This is a genomic window from Streptomyces fragilis (genome assembly GCF_003112515.1).
Classification (GTDB): domain Bacteria; phylum Actinomycetota; class Actinomycetes; order Streptomycetales; family Streptomycetaceae; genus Streptomyces; species Streptomyces fragilis.
On the sequence record NZ_BEVZ01000003.1, the window covers coordinates 25,052 to 40,997 of the forward strand.

Annotated in this window: 15 protein-coding genes and 1 tRNA gene; 12 read left to right on the forward strand and 4 right to left on the reverse strand. The window is 73.6% G+C overall.

Going from position 1 to position 15,946, the window contains the following annotated elements:
• The first annotated feature begins 153 nt into the window (after positions 1-153).
• The 5 genes from Sfr03f_RS10690 (at position 154) to Sfr03f_RS10715 (ending at position 4,369) form a co-directional block, all read left to right on the forward strand.
• A complete protein-coding gene (locus tag Sfr03f_RS10690) occupies positions 154-612 on the forward strand; it encodes a peroxiredoxin (protein ID WP_108953607.1) in 459 nt (152 codons plus the stop codon).
• A 128-nt stretch (positions 613-740) separates the two neighbouring features.
• On the forward strand, positions 741-1,316 hold the full coding sequence (locus Sfr03f_RS10695; RefSeq protein WP_108953608.1) for a TerD family protein: 576 nt from the start codon (positions 741-743) through the stop codon (positions 1,314-1,316).
• 253 nt (positions 1,317-1,569) lie between these two features.
• Entirely contained in the window at positions 1,570-2,148 is a 579-nt protein-coding gene (locus Sfr03f_RS10705; protein WP_108953610.1) for a TerD family protein, read from the forward strand.
• Between the two features lie 100 nt (positions 2,149-2,248).
• A complete protein-coding gene (locus tag Sfr03f_RS10710) occupies positions 2,249-3,385 on the forward strand; it encodes a DUF475 domain-containing protein (RefSeq protein ID WP_108953611.1) in 1,137 nt (378 codons plus the stop codon).
• 189 nt (positions 3,386-3,574) lie between these two features.
• Positions 3,575-4,369, forward strand: a complete 795-nt coding sequence (locus Sfr03f_RS10715) for a Tellurium resistance (RefSeq protein ID WP_245967518.1) — start codon at positions 3,575-3,577, stop codon at positions 4,367-4,369.
• 40 nt (positions 4,370-4,409) lie between these two features.
• Here Sfr03f_RS10715 and Sfr03f_RS10720 read toward each other — a convergent pair whose 3' ends face one another.
• Positions 4,410-5,258 carry a TerD family protein gene (locus Sfr03f_RS10720; protein WP_108953612.1) on the reverse strand — a complete coding sequence of 283 codons (849 nt, stop codon included), beginning with the start codon at positions 5,256-5,258 and terminating at the stop codon, positions 4,410-4,412.
• 212 nt (positions 5,259-5,470) lie between these two features.
• Here Sfr03f_RS10720 and Sfr03f_RS10725 point away from each other — a divergent pair, with 212 nt between their 5' ends.
• The 5 genes from Sfr03f_RS10725 to Sfr03f_RS10750 all read left to right on the forward strand — a co-directional run bounded on the left by Sfr03f_RS10725 (position 5,471) and on the right by Sfr03f_RS10750 (position 12,020).
• On the forward strand, positions 5,471-6,652 hold the full coding sequence (locus Sfr03f_RS10725; RefSeq protein WP_108953613.1) for an HpcH/HpaI aldolase/citrate lyase family protein: 1,182 nt from the start codon (positions 5,471-5,473) through the stop codon (positions 6,650-6,652).
• Between the two features lie 566 nt (positions 6,653-7,218).
• Complete coding sequence (locus tag Sfr03f_RS10735) at positions 7,219-9,906, forward strand: phosphoribosyltransferase (RefSeq protein WP_108953615.1); 2,688 nt, start codon at positions 7,219-7,221, stop codon at positions 9,904-9,906.
• Positions 9,903-10,757 carry an HAD family hydrolase gene (locus Sfr03f_RS10740; protein WP_108953616.1) on the forward strand — a complete coding sequence of 285 codons (855 nt, stop codon included), beginning with the start codon at positions 9,903-9,905 and terminating at the stop codon, positions 10,755-10,757. Before Sfr03f_RS10735 ends, Sfr03f_RS10740 begins: the two co-directional genes overlap by 4 nt.
• Before the next feature lie 186 nt (positions 10,758-10,943).
• The gene (locus Sfr03f_RS10745; RefSeq protein WP_108953617.1) at positions 10,944-11,165 is read left to right on the forward strand and encodes an FmdB family zinc ribbon protein; all 222 of its coding nucleotides are present in this window, start codon (positions 10,944-10,946) and stop codon (positions 11,163-11,165) included.
• A 36-nt stretch (positions 11,166-11,201) separates the two neighbouring features.
• Positions 11,202-12,020 carry a class I SAM-dependent methyltransferase gene (locus tag Sfr03f_RS10750; protein WP_108953618.1) on the forward strand — a complete coding sequence of 273 codons (819 nt, stop codon included), beginning with the start codon at positions 11,202-11,204 and terminating at the stop codon, positions 12,018-12,020.
• Between the two features lie 69 nt (positions 12,021-12,089).
• Here the strand turns inward: Sfr03f_RS10750 and Sfr03f_RS10755 are convergent, their stop codons facing one another.
• Entirely contained in the window at positions 12,090-13,385 is a 1,296-nt protein-coding gene (locus Sfr03f_RS10755; protein WP_245967539.1) for a hypothetical protein, read from the reverse strand.
• A gap of 197 nt (positions 13,386-13,582) precedes the next feature.
• Here Sfr03f_RS10755 and Sfr03f_RS10760 point away from each other — a divergent pair.
• Positions 13,583-13,657, forward strand: a tRNA-Val gene (locus Sfr03f_RS10760).
• A gap of 69 nt (positions 13,658-13,726) precedes the next feature.
• Here the strand turns inward: Sfr03f_RS10760 and Sfr03f_RS10765 are convergent.
• Both Sfr03f_RS10765 and Sfr03f_RS10770 read right to left on the reverse strand, forming a co-directional pair.
• Positions 13,727-14,146, reverse strand: a complete 420-nt coding sequence (locus tag Sfr03f_RS10765) for a hypothetical protein (RefSeq protein ID WP_159105617.1) — start codon at positions 14,144-14,146, stop codon at positions 13,727-13,729.
• Between the two features lie 241 nt (positions 14,147-14,387).
• Positions 14,388-14,687, reverse strand: coding sequence for a holin (locus Sfr03f_RS10770; protein WP_108953621.1), 300 nt, complete (start codon positions 14,685-14,687; stop codon positions 14,388-14,390).
• Between the two features lie 250 nt (positions 14,688-14,937).
• Between Sfr03f_RS10770 and Sfr03f_RS10775 the strand changes: the two genes are divergently transcribed.
• The gene (locus tag Sfr03f_RS10775) at positions 14,938-15,858 is read left to right on the forward strand and encodes an SDR family oxidoreductase (RefSeq protein WP_108953622.1); all 921 of its coding nucleotides are present in this window, start codon (positions 14,938-14,940) and stop codon (positions 15,856-15,858) included.
• Positions 15,859-15,946: the final 88 nt, after the last annotated feature.

The following is a 15,946-nucleotide window of genomic DNA, read 5'->3' on the forward strand; positions in this document are numbered from 1 at the left end:
CGGCGGACGGCGGACCGACGTCCGCGGGGGGACGTCCGGACCACACGGTCCGGACGTCCCCCCGCGGTGTTTCCGCGCGCCCGCCACCGGCCGCGTAGGGTGTGATCCACCTGATCAGCAGCAACGCGGTGCCACCGAAGGGAACACGAAGAGATGGCGATCGAGGTCGGCAGCCAGGCCCCGGACTTCGAGCTGAAGGACAACCACGGCCGGACGGTGCGGCTCTCGGACTACCGCGGCGAGAAGAACGTGGTGCTCCTCTTCTACCCGTTCGCCTTCACCGGGGTCTGCACCGGCGAGCTCTGCGACATCCGGGACAACCTGCCGTCCTTCGTCAACGCCGACACCCAGGTGCTCGCGGTGTCCGCCGACTCCATCCACAGCCTGCGGGTCTACGGCGAGCAGGAGGGCTTCGAGTACCCCCTGCTCTCCGATTTCTGGCCGCACGGGAACGTGTCGCGCGCCTACGGCGTCTTCGACGAGGAGAAGGGCTGCGCGGTGCGCGGCACCTTCATCATCGACAAGGAGGGCATGGTCCGCTGGACCGTCGTCAACGCCCTCCCCGACGCGCGTGACCTCGACGACTACGTGAAGGCCCTCGAGGCCATGTGACGCGACGCCGGCGTCCGTGGCCGGTTCACCGCCCGCTGGGAGGGAACGGGTCACTACGATCGGTCGTTGACCACTTACCGACGCACCACCAGGGGCGCCCGGCCCCCGGACAGCACAAGGGAGAACTCGTGGGAGTCAGCCTCAGCAAGGGCGGCAACGTTTCGCTGAGCAAGGAGGCGCCCGGTCTGACGGCCGTCATCGTCGGCCTCGGCTGGGACGTCCGCACCACCACCGGCACCGACTTCGACCTCGACGCCAGCGCGCTGCTGCTCAACGCCGCCGGCAAGGTCGCCAGCGACGCGCACTTCGTCTTCTTCAACAACCTCACCAGCCCGGACGGGTCGGTGGAGCACACCGGCGACAACCGCACGGGTGAGGGCGAGGGCGACGACGAGCAGATCAAGGTCAACCTCGCGGCCGTCCCGGCCGACGTCGACCGGATCACCTTCCCGGTCTCGATCTACGACGCCGAGGCCCGCCAGCAGTCCTTCGGCCAGGTCCGCAACGCCTTCATCCGCGTGGTGAACCAGGCCGGCGGCGCGGAGATCGCCCGCTACGACCTCTCCGAGGACGCCTCCACGGAGACGGCGATGGTCTTCGGCGAGCTCTACCGGCACGGCGCGGAGTGGAAGTTCCGCGCGGTCGGCCAGGGCTACGCCTCGGGCCTGCGCGGCATCGCGCAGGACTTCGGCGTCAACGTCTGACGTCACCGCACGCGCCGCGGCCCGCGCCCCGGCTCCCGTCCGGCACCGCCTCGGCGGCCGCCCGGACGGGGGCCGGGGCGCGGGCGCCGTGGCGGCCTCGGCTGCTCGCCGGCCGCCCGCTCGGCGCAGCCGTCATCCGCCACGGCAGCCGTCATCCGTACGACAACCGTCATCCGTACGACAACCGTCATCCGCACGGCAACCGTCATCCGCACGGCAAGCGGCATCCGCACGACAAGGGGAGGATCCGTTCATGGGCGTCACGCTCGCCAAGGGAGGCAACGTCTCCCTCTCGAAAGCCGCCCCCAACCTCACCAAGGTGACGGTCGGGCTCGGCTGGGACGCGCGCTCCACCACCGGGGCGCCCTTCGACCTCGACGCCAGCGCCCTGATCTGCGGGGCGGGCGGCCGCATCCTCGGGGACGAGTGGTTCGTCTTCTACAACCAGCTCTCCAGCCCCGACGGTTCGGTGACCCACACCGGCGACAACCTCACCGGCGAGGGGGACGGCGACGACGAGTCGATCGTCGTGGACCTGCCCCAGGTGCCGGCGCAGTGCGAGCGGATCGTCTTCCCCGTGTCCATCCACGACGCCGACCTGCGGGGCCAGAGCTTCGGTCAGGTCTCCAACGCCTTCATCCGGGTGGTCAACGAGGCCGACGGCCAGGAGCTGGCCCGCTATGACCTCTCCGAGGACGCCTCCACCGAGACGGCGATGATCTTCGGCGAGCTCTACCGGTACCGGGGCGAATGGAAGTTCCGCGCGGTCGGCCAGGGGTACGCGTCGGGTCTGCGCGGAATCGCGCTCGACCACGGAGTCAACGTCTCCTGAGCCCCGGGCGTCACAGGAGCGCGACACGACCCTAGACTTCGGGTCAACGAAGAGTAAAGCCGGGTGCGGGGCGGTCCCCCGCCACATGATGGGGTAGCCAGTGGTACTCAAAACCTTCGGCTGGTCGTTCGCGGTCACCGCGCTCGGCCTGGTCGTAGCGGTCATCTACGGGGGATGGACGGCCTTCGGCGTCGTGGCCATCCTGTCGATCCTCGAGATCTCGCTGTCCTTCGACAACGCGGTGGTCAACGCCGGGATCCTGAAGAAGATGAGCGCCTTCTGGCAGCGCATCTTCCTCACCATCGGCATCCTGATCGCCGTCTTCGGCATGCGGCTCGTCTTCCCCGTCGTGATCGTCGCCATCAGCGCCAAGCTCAACCCGATCGACGCGGTCGACCTGGCGCTGAACAACAAGGACCTCTACGAGCAGTACGTGACGGACGCCCACCCGGCGATCGCCGCGTTCGGCGGTATGTTCCTGCTGATGATCTTCCTCGACTTCATCTTCGAGGACCGGGACATCAAGTGGCTGGCCTGGCTGGAGCGCCCGCTCGCCAAGCTCGGCAAGATCGACATGCTGTCGGTCTGCATCGCGCTGATCGTCCTGCTGATCACCGCGATGACCTTCGCGACCCACGCCCACACGCACAGCGGCCACGCGGACAAGTCCGCCACCGTGATGCTGTCCGGCATCGCCGGTCTGATCACCTACCTGGTGGTCGGCGGTCTCTCCGGCTTCTTCGAGGACAAGCTCGAGGAGGAGGAGGAGCGCGAGCACGAGGCGGAGGAGAAGGCCGCCGCCGAGGGCAAGCCGCGTTCCGCGGTCGAACTGGTCGGCAAGGCCGCCTTCTTCATGTTCCTCTACCTCGAGGTCCTGGACGCGTCGTTCTCCTTCGACGGCGTCATCGGCGCCTTCGCCATCACCAACGACATCATCCTGATGGCGCTGGGTCTGGGCATCGGCGCCATGTACGTCCGTTCCCTCACCGTGTACCTGGTCCGCCAGGGCACCCTGGACGACTACGTCTACCTGGAGCACGGCGCGCACTACGCGATCGGCGCCCTGGCGGTCATCCTGCTGGTCACCATCCAGTACGAGATCCACGAGATCATCACCGGCCTGATCGGCGTCGTCCTGATCGCCAGCTCGTTCTGGTCCTCGGTCCGCCGCAACCGCCGGCTGGCCGCGGCCGAGGGCGGCTCCGACGGCAAGGCGGAGGTCACCTCCGGGGCGTGACCCGTGTGACCCCCCTCCGTGCCCGCGTGCGACCCCGCGTGTGACCTTCGCCGCGTGTACCGCACCCCGCACGGAGGGAACGCTCTTGGGCGGGGCGGTCGTCGAGGACGGACAGTCCTCGGGGCCGCCCCGCCGGCGTGTGCGCGGGGCGGGCCGGCGGTGACGTTGCGATGCGAGGGGTGGGCGGGGATGGCTTCCACGGAACAGCGGTCCGGCGAGCGGGGGACGAGGCCGGGGTCCGCGGCGTTCTCCGGATTCTTCGACGGTCTGCGGCCCTGGCACGCGGCCGGGTTCGACACCCGGGGCGCCCGGGGCGGTCCCGTCCGGCTCACCAGCCGGCGGCGCCGGGTGTCGCTGACCAAGCAGGGCGCCGACACCGGAAACCTGCGGGTCCAGCTGGCCTGGCGGATGCGGACCTCCGACCTCGGCGGCGGCATGCGGGAGAGCCTGCTGCGCCACCCGCTGCGGGCGCTCCGGCCGCCGGAGATCGTCGGCCACACCCAGTCCATGGTCCGCGTCGACCTCGACCTGGGCTGCCTGTACGAACTGACCGACGGCTCCAAGGGCGTCGTGCAGCCGCTCGGCGGCCTCTACGGGGCGATCAACGAGGCGCCCTACGTGAAGCTGGACGGCGACGACCGGGCGGGCTCCGGGTCCGGCGAGACGATGCACATCAACCTCGACCACCGGGACGACATCCGGCGGCTGCTGGTGTTCGCCTACATCTACGACGAGACCCCCGCCTTCGACCGCACCGAGGCGACGGTCACGCTCTTCGCCGGGGCGGACCCGGTGATCGAGATCGACCTCGACGAACGCCATCCGCAGGCGCGGTCGTGCGCCGTGTTCACGGTGGAGAACGTCAAGGGCGAGATCTTCGTCCGCCGCGAGGCGCGGTACGTCTACGGCTTCCAGGCCGAACTGGACCGCCTCTACGGCTGGGGCCTCAACTGGGGCCGCGGCTACAAGACCACCGGCCGCTGACCCGCACGACGCCCCGGGGCCCCGGCCGCGCCCCGCGGGGTCAGCGGGAGAGGAACTGAGGGCCCATGGGCGGCATGCGGAACCCGTGGTCGCCCACCGGCTGGGGATACCCGTACGCGGACGGCTGCGCCGGCACCCGCTGCACCGTCGCCGGCGGCGGATACCCGTACCCCGCGGGCGCGCCACCCGCCGCCGGGGGATACCCGTACCCCGTGGTGGCGGGCGGGGCGACGACCGCCGCGGCCGTCGGTTCCTCCGCCCGCGACGGCCGCGAGAAGTCCGGCCCCGAACCGGGCGACTCGATGCCGTTCCCCGGCTGCTCGCCCGCCCCCGCCGCGTCCCCGTCGGGGTCCTCCACCGAGATCCCGAAGTCCGAGGCCAGCCCTTCGAGCCCGTTGGCGTACCCCTCCCCGAGGGCCCGGAACTTCCAGCTCCCGCCCCTGCGGTAGAGCTCGCCGCAGATCATTGCGGTCTCCTCGCCCGTCTCCGGCACGATGTCGAAGTACGCCAGCGGATCCCCGTCCGGCACGTCCGCGTCGTACAGCAGGATGCGCAGGTCCTCCACGCGGGAGAACGGCACCCCGTCCGCCGAGGCGACGATCAGAACACGGCCGACATCCGCCTCGACACCGTTCAGATTCGTCTGGACCGTGTCGGTGAGGCCCTCGGTGACGCGCTTCTTGCCGAGCCGCCAGACCTTCCCGGAGGGATGCCGTGGCTGGTTGTAGAAGACGAAGTCCCCGTCCGAGCGCACACGTCCGTCCGTCCCGAGCAGAAGCGCCGAAGCGTCCACGTCGGGCGCGCCCGGCCCCGCCGACCAACGGAGCACGGCGCGTACCGTGCCGGCCTCCAGCGGGACGTTCGACCCCTTCAGCATCGCGTGCGTCATGCGGGCAATCCTGCCCTCTGGCTCCGGCCAGGACAACGCGGGGGTCGGACGGACCGATCGGGACGGGCCCGGTCCCGGGAGGACTGTCGCGGTCCGTGACGGACATACGCCGGTCACCCGAACTTCACGGACCTCGGGGAACAGCAGAAATAGATCTGTACGTACTATTACCGGCCACCCTCTTCGGTCGCTGAATCCTCACGGGGGACCCCATGCGTCATTTCGGGCACGTAGCCCCGGAGGTGCGACAGCGCCTCTTCCACCAGGAGCCCTGCCGGTTCACGGCCGACTCGCCCGCCCCCGTGCTCGCCGCGGCGCTGGGCGCGACCCTGTACAGCCCGGCCACCCGTCCGCGGCTGGCCGACGACATCCTCAAGCAGGCCGGCCGCGGCGTCGTCTCCATGGTCCTGTGCCTGGAGGACTCCATCGACGACGCCGACGTCGAGGCCGGCGAGGAGAACCTGGTCCAGCAGTTCGCCGCCCTGGACGCCGGGCTCGGCGACACCTCCGGGGAGCGGCTGCCGCTGCTGTTCGTGCGGGTGCGGCACCCCGGCCAGATCGGCGACCTGGTCCGCCGCTTCGGCGCGTCCGCCCGGCTGCTGTCCGGTTTCGTGGTCCCCAAGTTCACCCAGCGGCACGGCACCCCCTTCCTGGAGGCGGCGGTCGAGGCCGAGGCGGCGAGCGGCCGGCGGCTGTTCGTGATGCCGGTCCTGGAGTCGCCCGAGCTGCTCCACCTGGAGACGCGGACCGAGACCCTGACGGGGATCTTCGGCACGGTCGACAAGTACCGCGACCGGGTGCTGGCGCTGCGGCTCGGGGTCACGGACTTCTGCTCCGCCTACGGCCTGCGCCGCGCCCCCGACATGACCGCCTACGACGTGCGGATCGTCGCCTCGGTGATCTCCGACGTGGTCAACGTGCTGGGGCGCGCCGACGGCACCGGCTTCACCGTCACCGGGCCGGTGTGGGAGTACTTCCGGTTGCAGGAACGTATCTTCAAGCCGCAGCTGCGGGAGAGCCCGTTCCGCGGCGAGGCCCAGGAACTGCGGGAGAACCTGATCGAGCACGCCCTGGACGGCCTGCTCCGGGAGATCGCCCTGGACCACGCCAACGGCCTGCTCGGCAAGACCTGCATCCACCCCACGCACGTCCAGCCGGTCCACGCGCTCTCCGTCGTCAGCCACGAGGAGTTCTGCGACGCGCAGGACATCCTGCGGCCCGAGCGGGGCGGCGGCGGGGTGCTGCGGTCGGCGTACACCAACAAGATGAACGAGGTGAAGCCGCACCGGGCGTGGGCCGAGCGGACCATGCTCCGCGCGCAGGTCTTCGGCGTCGCGCGGGAGGACGTGGGGTTCGTCGACCTGCTCGCCGCGGCCTCCGACGCCTGCCCGTGAGGGCCCGCGCCTCCCGGGCGCGGTCCCCGTGGGCCGGGTGCCCAGGGGCCTTGCCGCCACAGGCTGTCCGCGGGCACGCGAGCCCCACGCAGGTGGGCCGCATGCAGGTGGGGTCCATGCAGGTGGGCTCCATGCAGGTGGGCTCCATGCAGGTGGGCCGCACACGGGCGGGGCCCACACGGGCGGGGTCCACACAGGCCAAGTCCACCCGGGCCGGGCCCGTGCGGGCCAGGCACATGGGGGTCAGGCCCGTGCGGGCCGGGCACACACAGCCGGGCCTGACCCAGGCCGGGCCCACACAGCCGGGCCTGACTAAGGCCGGGCGCACACAGGCCGGACCCACGCAGGCCGGGCCCACATAGGCCCGCGGAACACACACCCCTCGGCAGTCTGGGACGACCAGGCCGCCGGGCCCCTCGCCCACCGGGGCCACCGGGGCCACCGGGCCCGTCCGGGCCCCGCGAACACGGACGGGCGCCCCGCACGCGCGCCGCAGGCGCCGCGGGAAGACGGACGCCGGAGGCGGCGGCACACGCCGCTGCGCCGGCCCGACACACAAGGGACTCATGAAGACAGCCGACACCGCCGAGGACCGCACCGGCCCCTGGACCGGCACCTGGGTGGCCGAACGCCTGGGCGTCGCCCTGGAGGGCGACCCGGCCCTGCGCGACCTGCTGGGGCTCGCCCTGCGCCGCAACCCCCGCCGCGCCCACCTGCTCGTCTCCCACGTGCTCGGCAAGCACGTGCCGCAGTCGCCCGCCGTCGTCCACGGACACGGCGTGGCCCTCGGCCGCCGGGTCCGCGAACTGCTGGGCCCCGAGGAGGCGTCGCGGGCCGTCGTCCTCGGCTACGCCGAGACCGCCACCGGCCTCGGCCACTCGGTCGCGGACGGCCTCGGCGACGCCCCCTGCCTGCACTCCACGCGTCGCCCCGTCCCCGGCGTCGACGCGGCCGGCGGCTTCGAGGAGTCCCACTCCCACGCCACCAGTCACCTCCTGCTGCCCGAGGACCCCGCCCTGCTCGCCGGGGACGGCCCGCTGGTGCTGGTCGACGACGAGTTCTCCACCGGCAACACGGTCCTGAACACCATCCGCGACCTGCACGCCCGCTACCCCCGGGAGCGGTACGTGGTGGTGGCGCTGGTCGACACCCGCTCGCCCGCCGACAGCGGCCGGCTCGCCGCGTTCGCCGCGGAGATCGGCGCCCGCGTCGACCTGGTGGCCACCGCGACCGGCCGGGTCCGGCTGCCGGAGGGCGTCCTCGAGAAGGGCCAGGCCCTGGTCGCCGCGCACGAGACCCCCGGCGCCGCCGGGCCCCGGGCCGCGGCCGCCCCGGGCGACGCGCGCCGCGAGGACCTGGTCCCGCGGCAGCGGACGACCCCGGTTCCCCGCGCCCGCCGGGTGGACCTCGGCTGGCCCGACGGCCTCCCCGACGGAGGCCGGCACGGCTTCACGCCGCAGCACCGCGCCCGGCTGGACGCCGCCCTGCCCGCGATGACCGCGCGTCTCGCCGAGGCCCTGCCGGCCGGCGCCCGCCGCGGCCGCGTGCTCGTCCTCGGCTTCGAGGAGCTGATGTACGCCCCGCTGCGGCTGGCCGCCGGGCTGGAACAGCTCCTCCCCGACGCGCGCGTGCGGTTCTCCACCACCACCCGCTCGCCCGTCCTCGCGGTCGACGACCCCGGCTACGCCATCCGCAGCCGCCTGGTCTTCCCCGCCCACGACGACCCGGCCGACGGGCCGGGCGACCGCTACGCCTACAACGTGGCCGGAGCCGGCTTCGACGCCGTGATCGCCGTCGTCGACTCCGCAGGCGACACCCCGGCGCTGCACGCCCCCGACGGACTGCTCGGGCAGCTCGCCGCGCACACCCCGCACGTACTGCTCGCCGTCGTCCCCAGCCACGTCCCGGGCCGCGCCGCCGATCACGACCCCGACCACGACCCCGGCCATGTCACCGGGCGCCGACCCGGTCACGACCACGACCCCGGTCACGACATCGCCCGCGCCGCCCGCCACGTCTCCCGCCCCGCCCCCGCACGGACCGCCCGCGAGGGCGGCGCCGCGCGCGCATCCGAAAGGCCCGCCATGCTGCCGGAGCCCCTCCGCGGACCGCACTTCTCCTCCTACGCCCCCGACGAGGTGGGCTGGCTGCTGCAGGACCTCTCCGACGTCACCCTCGAGGCGCCCACCGAGGAGCGCGAGGAGGCCATCCAGAGCGGTGGCGCCCACTACGCCGAGTCGCTGCCCGTCGAGTACCAGCCCAGCGAGGACTACCAGCGGCTCTTCCACGCCGCCCTGGACACCTCCGCGGCCCGGATCGCCGAGGCCGTCGGCGTGGTCACCGAGACCGTCCTCGCCGAACGCGGCGCGCGCTCGGGGCGGACCGTGCTGGTCTCACTGGCCCGCGCCGGAACCCCGGTCGGCGTCCTGATGCGCCGCTGGGCCCGCCACCGGCACGGCCTGGACCTGCCGCACTACGCCGTCTCCATCGTGCGCGGCCGCGGCATCGACGCCAACGCCCTGCGCTACCTCGCCGCCCACCACGACCCGCGCGACGTCGTGTTCGTCGACGGCTGGACCGGCAAGGGCGCCATCACCCGCGAACTCGCGGCCGCCATCGCGGAGTTCGAGGCGGCCGAGGGGATCACCGGCTTCGACCCGGAGATCGCGGTGCTCGCCGACCCGGGCTCGTGCGTGAGGACCTACGGCACCCGCGAGGACTTCCTCATCCCGTCCGCCTGCCTCAACTCGACCGTCTCCGGGCTGATTTCGCGTACCGTGCTGCGCTCCGACCTGGTCGGCCCGCACGACTACCACGGCGGCAAGTTCTACCGCGAGCTGGCGGACGCCGACGTCTCCGTCGCCTTCCTGGACGCCGTCTCCGCCCGCTTCGACGAGGTCGCCGACGCCGCCGAGGCCCGCGCCAAGGAACTCGTCGCCGCGGACCGCACGCCCACCTGGGAGGGCTGGGCCGCCGTCGAACGGATCAGCGAGGAGTACGGCATCCACGACGTCAACCTGGTGAAGCCCGGCGTGGGCGAGACCACCCGGGTGCTGCTGCGCCGGGTACCGTGGAAGATCCTGGCCCTCAAGGACGCGGGCGCCGACCTTGACCACGTCCGGCTGCTCGCCGCCCAACGCGGGGTGCCGGTCGAGGAGGTGGACGAACTGCCGTACAGCTGCGTCGGACTCATCCACCCGCGCTACACGCGCGGGGCCACCGGCACCGACGGACGGGCGGTGGCCGCACGATGACCGAACTCCGGACCGCACCACAGTCCGAATCCCATACCGGCGGCCCTCGCGCCGTCGTCGCCAGCGACCTGGACCGGACCCTGATCTACTCCACGGCCGCCCTCGCGCTCACCATGCCGGACCAGGACGCCCCCCGGCTGCTGTGCGTCGAGACCCACGAGCACAGACCGCTCTCCTTCATGACCGAGGCCGCGGCGGAACTCCTCGCCGAACTGGGCGAGGCCGCCAGCTTCGTGCCCACCACCACCCGCACCCGCGCCCAGTACGAGCGGATCAGCCTGCCCGGCCCCGCCCCCCGCTACGCGATCTGCGCCAACGGGGGCCACCTGCTGGTCGACGGCGTCTCCGACCCGGACTGGCAGCGGGCGGTGGCGGCGCGGCTGGCCGAGGAGTGCGTGCCGCTGGAGGAGGTCTCCGCACACCTCCGGCGCACCGCCGACCCGCAGTGGCTGCTCAAGCACCGGATCGCCGAGGACCTCTTCGCCTACCTCGTGGTCCAGCGCGACCTGCTGCCCGACCAGTGGGTCAAGGACCTCGCCGAGTGGGCCGAGAACCGCGGCTGGACGGTCTCCCTCCAGGGCCGCAAGATCTACGCCGTGCCCAAGCCGCTCACCAAGAGCGCCGCGGTCCGCGAGGTCGCCCGCCGCACCGGCGCCGACCTCGTTCTCGGCGCCGGCGACTCCCTCCTCGACGCCGACCTCCTGCTGGCGGTGGACCGCGGCTGGCGCCCCAACCACGGCGAACTCGCCGACACGGGGTGGGGGGCGCCGACGGTCGTCCCGCTCGTCGAGCGCGGCGTCCTCGCCGGCGAACGCATCCTGCGCGAATTCCTCGCCGCCACCCGCGCCTGACCCGCCGGCCTTTCCCCGCGGGCGGCGGGGAGCACCACCTCCACCGCCCGCGGGCGCCCGGGCCCACCTGCCCCCGCCCGCACGCAGCGGTCCGCTCCACCGGGGCCGGGGCCGGGTGCCAGCCGGACCTGCCCACCGTCGCGAAGAGTTGGCCCTCCGCGGGTGAACGCCGCGCATAATGACGTCATGCCTCGCTACGAGTACCGCTGCCGCAGCTGCGGCGACACGTTCGAACTCAGCCGCCCCATGGCGGAGTCCTCCGCCCCCGCCACCTGCCCCGCGGGCCACGAGGACACCGTGAAGCTCCTCTCCACCGTCGCCGTCGGCGGCCGCACGGCCGGGTCGGCGGCGTCCGCCCCCGCACCCTCCGGCGGAGGCGGCTGCTGCGGCGGAGGCTGCTGCGGCTGACCCCGCCCGACACCCTGCCGCCGACACCCCACGCCGATGAGACGCGACGACAGCCCCCCGGAGACCCGGCGGCTCCACCTGAGCCGGACCTTCGACGAGGACGCGGAGCTCTACGACCGCGTCCGGCCGGGCTACCCGCCCGAGCTGTACGACGACCTCGCCGAGCTCACGGGCGCCCGCCCCGGCGCCCGCGTACTCGAACTCGGCTGCGGAACCGGCCAGGCGACCGTGCCCCTGGCCGCCCGCGGCTACCGCGTCACGGCCCTCGACGCCGGCCCCCACATGGCCGAGGTGGCCCGCCGCAACCTCGCCCACACCCCGGCCGCGCAGGTCGTGACCACGGACTTCGAGAGCTGGCCCCTCCCCGCCGAGCCGTACGACGTCGTCCTGTCGGCGACCGCGTTCCACTGGATCGACCCGGCCGTCCGCACGGTCAAGGCGGCCGACGCGCTGCGCCCGGGCGGCGCCCTCGCCGTCGTGCGCACACAGCACGTGCGGGGCGGCACCGAGCAGTTCTTCGTCGACGTCCAGCGCTGTTACGAGCGCTTCGACCCGCAGACCCCTCCCGGGCTCCGCCCTCTCGCACCCGAGGCCGTGGACGGTGCGGACCACGCCGAGGAGGTCGCCCGCAGTGGCCGGTTCGGCCCCACGGTCTTCCGCCGCCACCTGCGGGACCTCACCTACGCGACGTCGGACTACCTGGACCTGCTCCGGACCTACTCCGGCCACTGGGCTCTGCCGCAGCCCGCCAGGGACGGGCTGCTGAACTGCGTGGCGGCCCTGATCGACGGCACGTACGGCGGCCGGGTGACCAAGCGCTACCTGCTGGAACTCGCGGTCTCGCCCCGGCACTGACCCGAGGCGCCGGTCCGGCCCCCGTCAGCCCGCACCCCGTCAGCCCGCACCCCATCAGCCCGCACCCTGTCAGCCCGCCGCCTGCTCCTCCCGTATGGCGGCGACGACCCGCGCCACGTCCTCCCGGACCGCCCGCGTCTCCTCCAGGAAGTGCCACCAGTCGGGGTGCCGTCCGGCTTCCTCGACCGCCGCCGCGGCCCGCTCCAGCCGCGCCGCCGCCGCGTCCAGCGGAGCCGCGTGCCGGGGGTCGGGCCGGTGCCGACCCGCCATCGCCAGCCGCTGGGCGTCCCGCACCGCGAACCGGGCGCGCTCGACCTCCGCCTGCGGATCCTTGCGCACCGCCTCCAGCCGCCGCAGCCGGTCCCCGGCCGCTGAGACCGCCTCGTCCGCCGAGTTGAGCAGCGCCCGCACCGTCGCCAGCAGCGCCGTCGCGTCGGCCCACCGCTGCTCCTGCCGCGCCGCCCGCGCCTCCGCCAGCCGCTCCCCGGCCTGCGTGACACCCCGCTCCGCCTGCTCCGGCACCGACTGCAGGTCCTGCCAGCAGGCCAGCGCGAACCCCCGCCGCAACTCGCTCAGGACCGGCCCGACCTGCGCCGTCCTCGTCTGCAGCGCCTCGGCCCTGGTCCGCAGCGACACCAGCCGCCGGTCGATCTCCACGGCCCGCTCCGGCAGCCGCGCCGCCTCGGCGCGCACCGCCTCCGCCTCCCGCGTGACCCGGTCGGCCCGCTGCAGCGTGGCGGCCACGCCGTGCCGTCCGGCACCCTCGTTGAGCAGCGTCAGCTCCGGCCCCAGCGCCGCCAGCCGCGCCGCCAGGTCGTCGGCCCGCAGCCCCGCGCCGCGCGTGGCGTCCAGCTGCTCGGCCGCGTTCCGCAACGCCTGCCTGGCCCGCTCCACCGCCGGGGCCAGCCGGGCCAGCTGCGTCTCCGCCTTCCCCAGCAGCGGCCCGAGCCCTTCGGCGAACCGCTCCAGCTCCCGCCGCACCTGGTCCAGCTCGTCGCGCGCCCGGCTCAACTGCTCCCGCGCCCGGCCGGCCGTGGCCGCGTCCAGGTCGTCCCGGTCGAGGTCGTGCGCGTCGATCGCCTGGATGTACCGGTGGCTGACCTCGTCGACCCGCCGCCCGAAGTCCTCGAAGGAGGCCAGCGCCCGCCGGGCCTCGGGGGAGTCGTCCACCGCCCTGATCGTCTCGACCGACAGCCGCATCTCCCGCTGCGCCGTGTCCAGCTCGTAGAACGCCTGCGCCGCCGCGTCCTTCGCCTCCTGCGCCTGCGCCCGCCGGTCGTCCGTCCGCCCCCCGAACCAGCGCCGCGTCCCCCCGCCCGCGAACGCCCCCGCCAGCACCGGCGCCAGCAACAACGGCAGCGCCATCAGGGCCACCACGTCCTTGACCGGCCCCGGCGTCCACGACTTGTCCGACACATCCACTCCCCGTCACACCGCCGGGCCGACCCCGCCATTGTCCCACCTGTGTCGACGCGCCACACGGCCCGGACAGTTCGCTCCCCGGACCGACGGTTTGCGGGAGGCCGGGCGAGGCAAGGTAGGCTGTCGGCTCGTATTGTCCTGCGCGCGTAGCTCAGCGGTAGAGCGCCGCCCTTACAAGGCGGATGTCGGCGGTTCGAAACCGTCCGCGCGCACCAGCGAAAAGGCCCCCGCGAGCAGCTGTCGCGGGGGCCTTCGGCGTGACGGTCCGGTCGCGGTGGCTCGGGTCAGAAGGCGCTCCGCCACCAGCGGTGCGGGGGATCCCCGTACGGCACGGCGTCGGGGCGCTCGAGGATCCTCGCGTCGAGCGGCCCGACGAGGGCGCGCAGCTCGCGTGCGCTCTTCCTGGGGAGCGCGCAGAGGGCCAGCTCCAGCAGGTCCCGTACGTCCGCCGGCTCCGGGCAGCATTCGGGCACGCCGCACCGGTCGGCGAACGGCCGGGGAAGCCGGTCCACGGGCGCCTTGGCGACGGCGGTCCAGCTGGACAGCGCACGCTCGACCACACCGGGCCCGAGCCGCGTGCGCTCCAGCCGGACGAGTTGCGCCTGAGCGGGTCCGGAGAGGCGGCCGATCCTCGAGCAGCGGCCCCACGCGGCGGGGAAGCGTCTGTCCTCCGCTCTGAGGCGGGCGGGGCGCCTACGCGGCACGAGCCTTTCGACGGTGAGTCACGAACGGCAGTGTGGCAGGCGTCGAGCCGTCACGCACCCGCCGTCGTTGTCGTACCCCGTCGCCGTACCCGGGGCATGACCGCCTTCCGCGACGTCGACGTCGAGCTCCTCGTCGCCTGGAAGTTCATGTACGTCGGCGGAGCCACCGGCCGGGGTGAAGGAGTTGGCCCGGGGCGACCGGTCGCCCCGGGCCCCGCCGGTCACTCCCGTCCCGTCCGGGTCAATACGTCGACGGGCCCGTCGGCGGGGCGGTCGAGCGGTCGGCCCGGGCGGCGGTCGCGGTCGCGGTGACGACGGTCTCGGTGAGGCCGGGGCCCTCGGTCCCGCTGCCGCTCGCCGCTATCGCGGTGAGGACCGCCAGGACGGCGGCGAGCCCGCCGATGCCGAACGCCTCGCCCCAGTCGACGTCGAGGATGCCGATGCCGTCGGCACCGATCGCGCCGAGGGTGCCCTGGGCGAACGTGCGGACCGCGCGCTCGGCGGTGGCCGTCCAGAACGCCTTGGTGGTGAGACTGCTCATCTGCGGTGGTCCCCTCTTGCCGGATGGGTGCGGATGGACACCCTGTTCGTGCGGGTAGGCACCCTGTTCCTCCTCCGCGCCGAGATATCCCCAACAGCCGCCCGTACGGGCCGCCTTGGCGACCGGTGGCCCGCCGCGTCCCGGCCGGGCCCGGGCGAGTCGGCCGGTCGGGCGGCAATGCGGGCCGTTGTCGGTGGGAGCTGGTAGCAGTGGGGTGACCCACGGCGGGCGTGGGCGGAAGGGAGTCGGCATGGCGGCGAAACCGGTGCTGGACGGCAAGGTCGCGCTGGTCGCGGGAGCGACGCGCGGGGCCGGGCGAGGAATCGCGGTGGAACTCGGGGCGGCGGGGGCGACCGTGTACGTCACCGGGCGGACCACGCGTCAGGCGAGGTCGGAGTACGGGCGGCCGGAGACCGTCGAGGAGACGGCGGAGCTGGTGACCGAGGCAGGCGGCCGGGGGATCGCCGTCCCCACCGACCACCTGGTGCCGGAGCAGGTCCGCGGCCTCGTCGAGCGGATCGAGGCCGAGCGGGGCGGGCTGGACCTGCTCGTCAACGACATCTGGGGTGCGGAGAACCTCTTCGAGTGGGAGAGCCCCGTTTGGGAGCACGACCTCGACAGGGGGCTGCGGCTCCTCCGGCTGGCCGTGGAGACCCACGCGATCACCAGCCACTTCGCCCTGCCACTGCTGCTGCGCCGGCCCGGTGGGCTGGTGGTGGAGATGACGGACGGGACCGCCGAGTACAACGCGGAGCGCTACCGGAACTCCTTCTTCTACGACCTCGCCAAGGCGTCCGTGCTGCGGATGGCGTTCTCCCTCGCCCACGAGCTCGGCCCGCGCGGCGCGACGGCGGTGGCGCTCACCCCGGGCTGGATGCGGTCGGAGATCATGCTCGACCACTTCGGGGTCGGGGAGGAGAACTGGCGGGACGCGGTGGAGCGCGAACCGCACTTCGCGATCTCCGAGAGCCCTTACTTCGTGGGCCGGGCCGTCGCCGCCCTGGCCGCCGACCCTGAGGTGAGCCGCTGGAACGGGCAGTCCCTCTCCAGCGGCGGCCTCGCGAAGGAGTACGGGTTCACCGACCGCGACGGCAGCCGCCCGGACGCCTGGCGGTACATCGTCGAGGTCCAGGACGCCGGGCGGGAGGCGGACGTCACGGGCTACCGGTGACGGGGACGGTCACCTGAGCGGCTGTCGCGGGGACGGTCACCCGGGCGGCGTTGGCGGGGACGGTCACCTGAGCGGCGGTGGCGGTGGC

Bases quoted from the DNA above. Each gene is read 5' to 3' on its own strand.
- Sfr03f_RS10755 (WP_245967539.1), bottom strand. From the start codon at position 13,385: ATGGCGCTGCCGTTGTTGCTGGCGCCGGTGCTGGCGGGGGCGTTCGCG.
- Sfr03f_RS10750 (WP_108953618.1), top strand. From the start codon at position 11,202: ATGAGACGCGACGACAGCCCCCCGGAGACCCGGCGGCTCCACCTGAGC.
- Sfr03f_RS10740 (WP_108953616.1), top strand. From the start codon at position 9,903: ATGACCGAACTCCGGACCGCACCACAGTCCGAATCCCATACCGGCGGC.
- Sfr03f_RS10690 (WP_108953607.1), top strand. From the start codon at position 154: ATGGCGATCGAGGTCGGCAGCCAGGCCCCGGACTTCGAGCTGAAGGAC.
- Sfr03f_RS10705 (WP_108953610.1), top strand. From the start codon at position 1,570: ATGGGCGTCACGCTCGCCAAGGGAGGCAACGTCTCCCTCTCGAAAGCC.
- Sfr03f_RS10745 (WP_108953617.1), top strand. From the start codon at position 10,944: ATGCCTCGCTACGAGTACCGCTGCCGCAGCTGCGGCGACACGTTCGAA.
- Sfr03f_RS10715 (WP_245967518.1), top strand. From the start codon at position 3,575: ATGGCTTCCACGGAACAGCGGTCCGGCGAGCGGGGGACGAGGCCGGGG.
- Sfr03f_RS10720 (WP_108953612.1), bottom strand. From the start codon at position 5,258: ATGACGCACGCGATGCTGAAGGGGTCGAACGTCCCGCTGGAGGCCGGC.
- Sfr03f_RS10725 (WP_108953613.1), top strand. From the start codon at position 5,471: ATGCGTCATTTCGGGCACGTAGCCCCGGAGGTGCGACAGCGCCTCTTC.
- Sfr03f_RS10735 (WP_108953615.1), top strand. From the start codon at position 7,219: ATGAAGACAGCCGACACCGCCGAGGACCGCACCGGCCCCTGGACCGGC.
- Sfr03f_RS10770 (WP_108953621.1), bottom strand. From the start codon at position 14,687: ATGAGCAGTCTCACCACCAAGGCGTTCTGGACGGCCACCGCCGAGCGC.
- Sfr03f_RS10775 (WP_108953622.1), top strand. From the start codon at position 14,938: ATGGCGGCGAAACCGGTGCTGGACGGCAAGGTCGCGCTGGTCGCGGGA.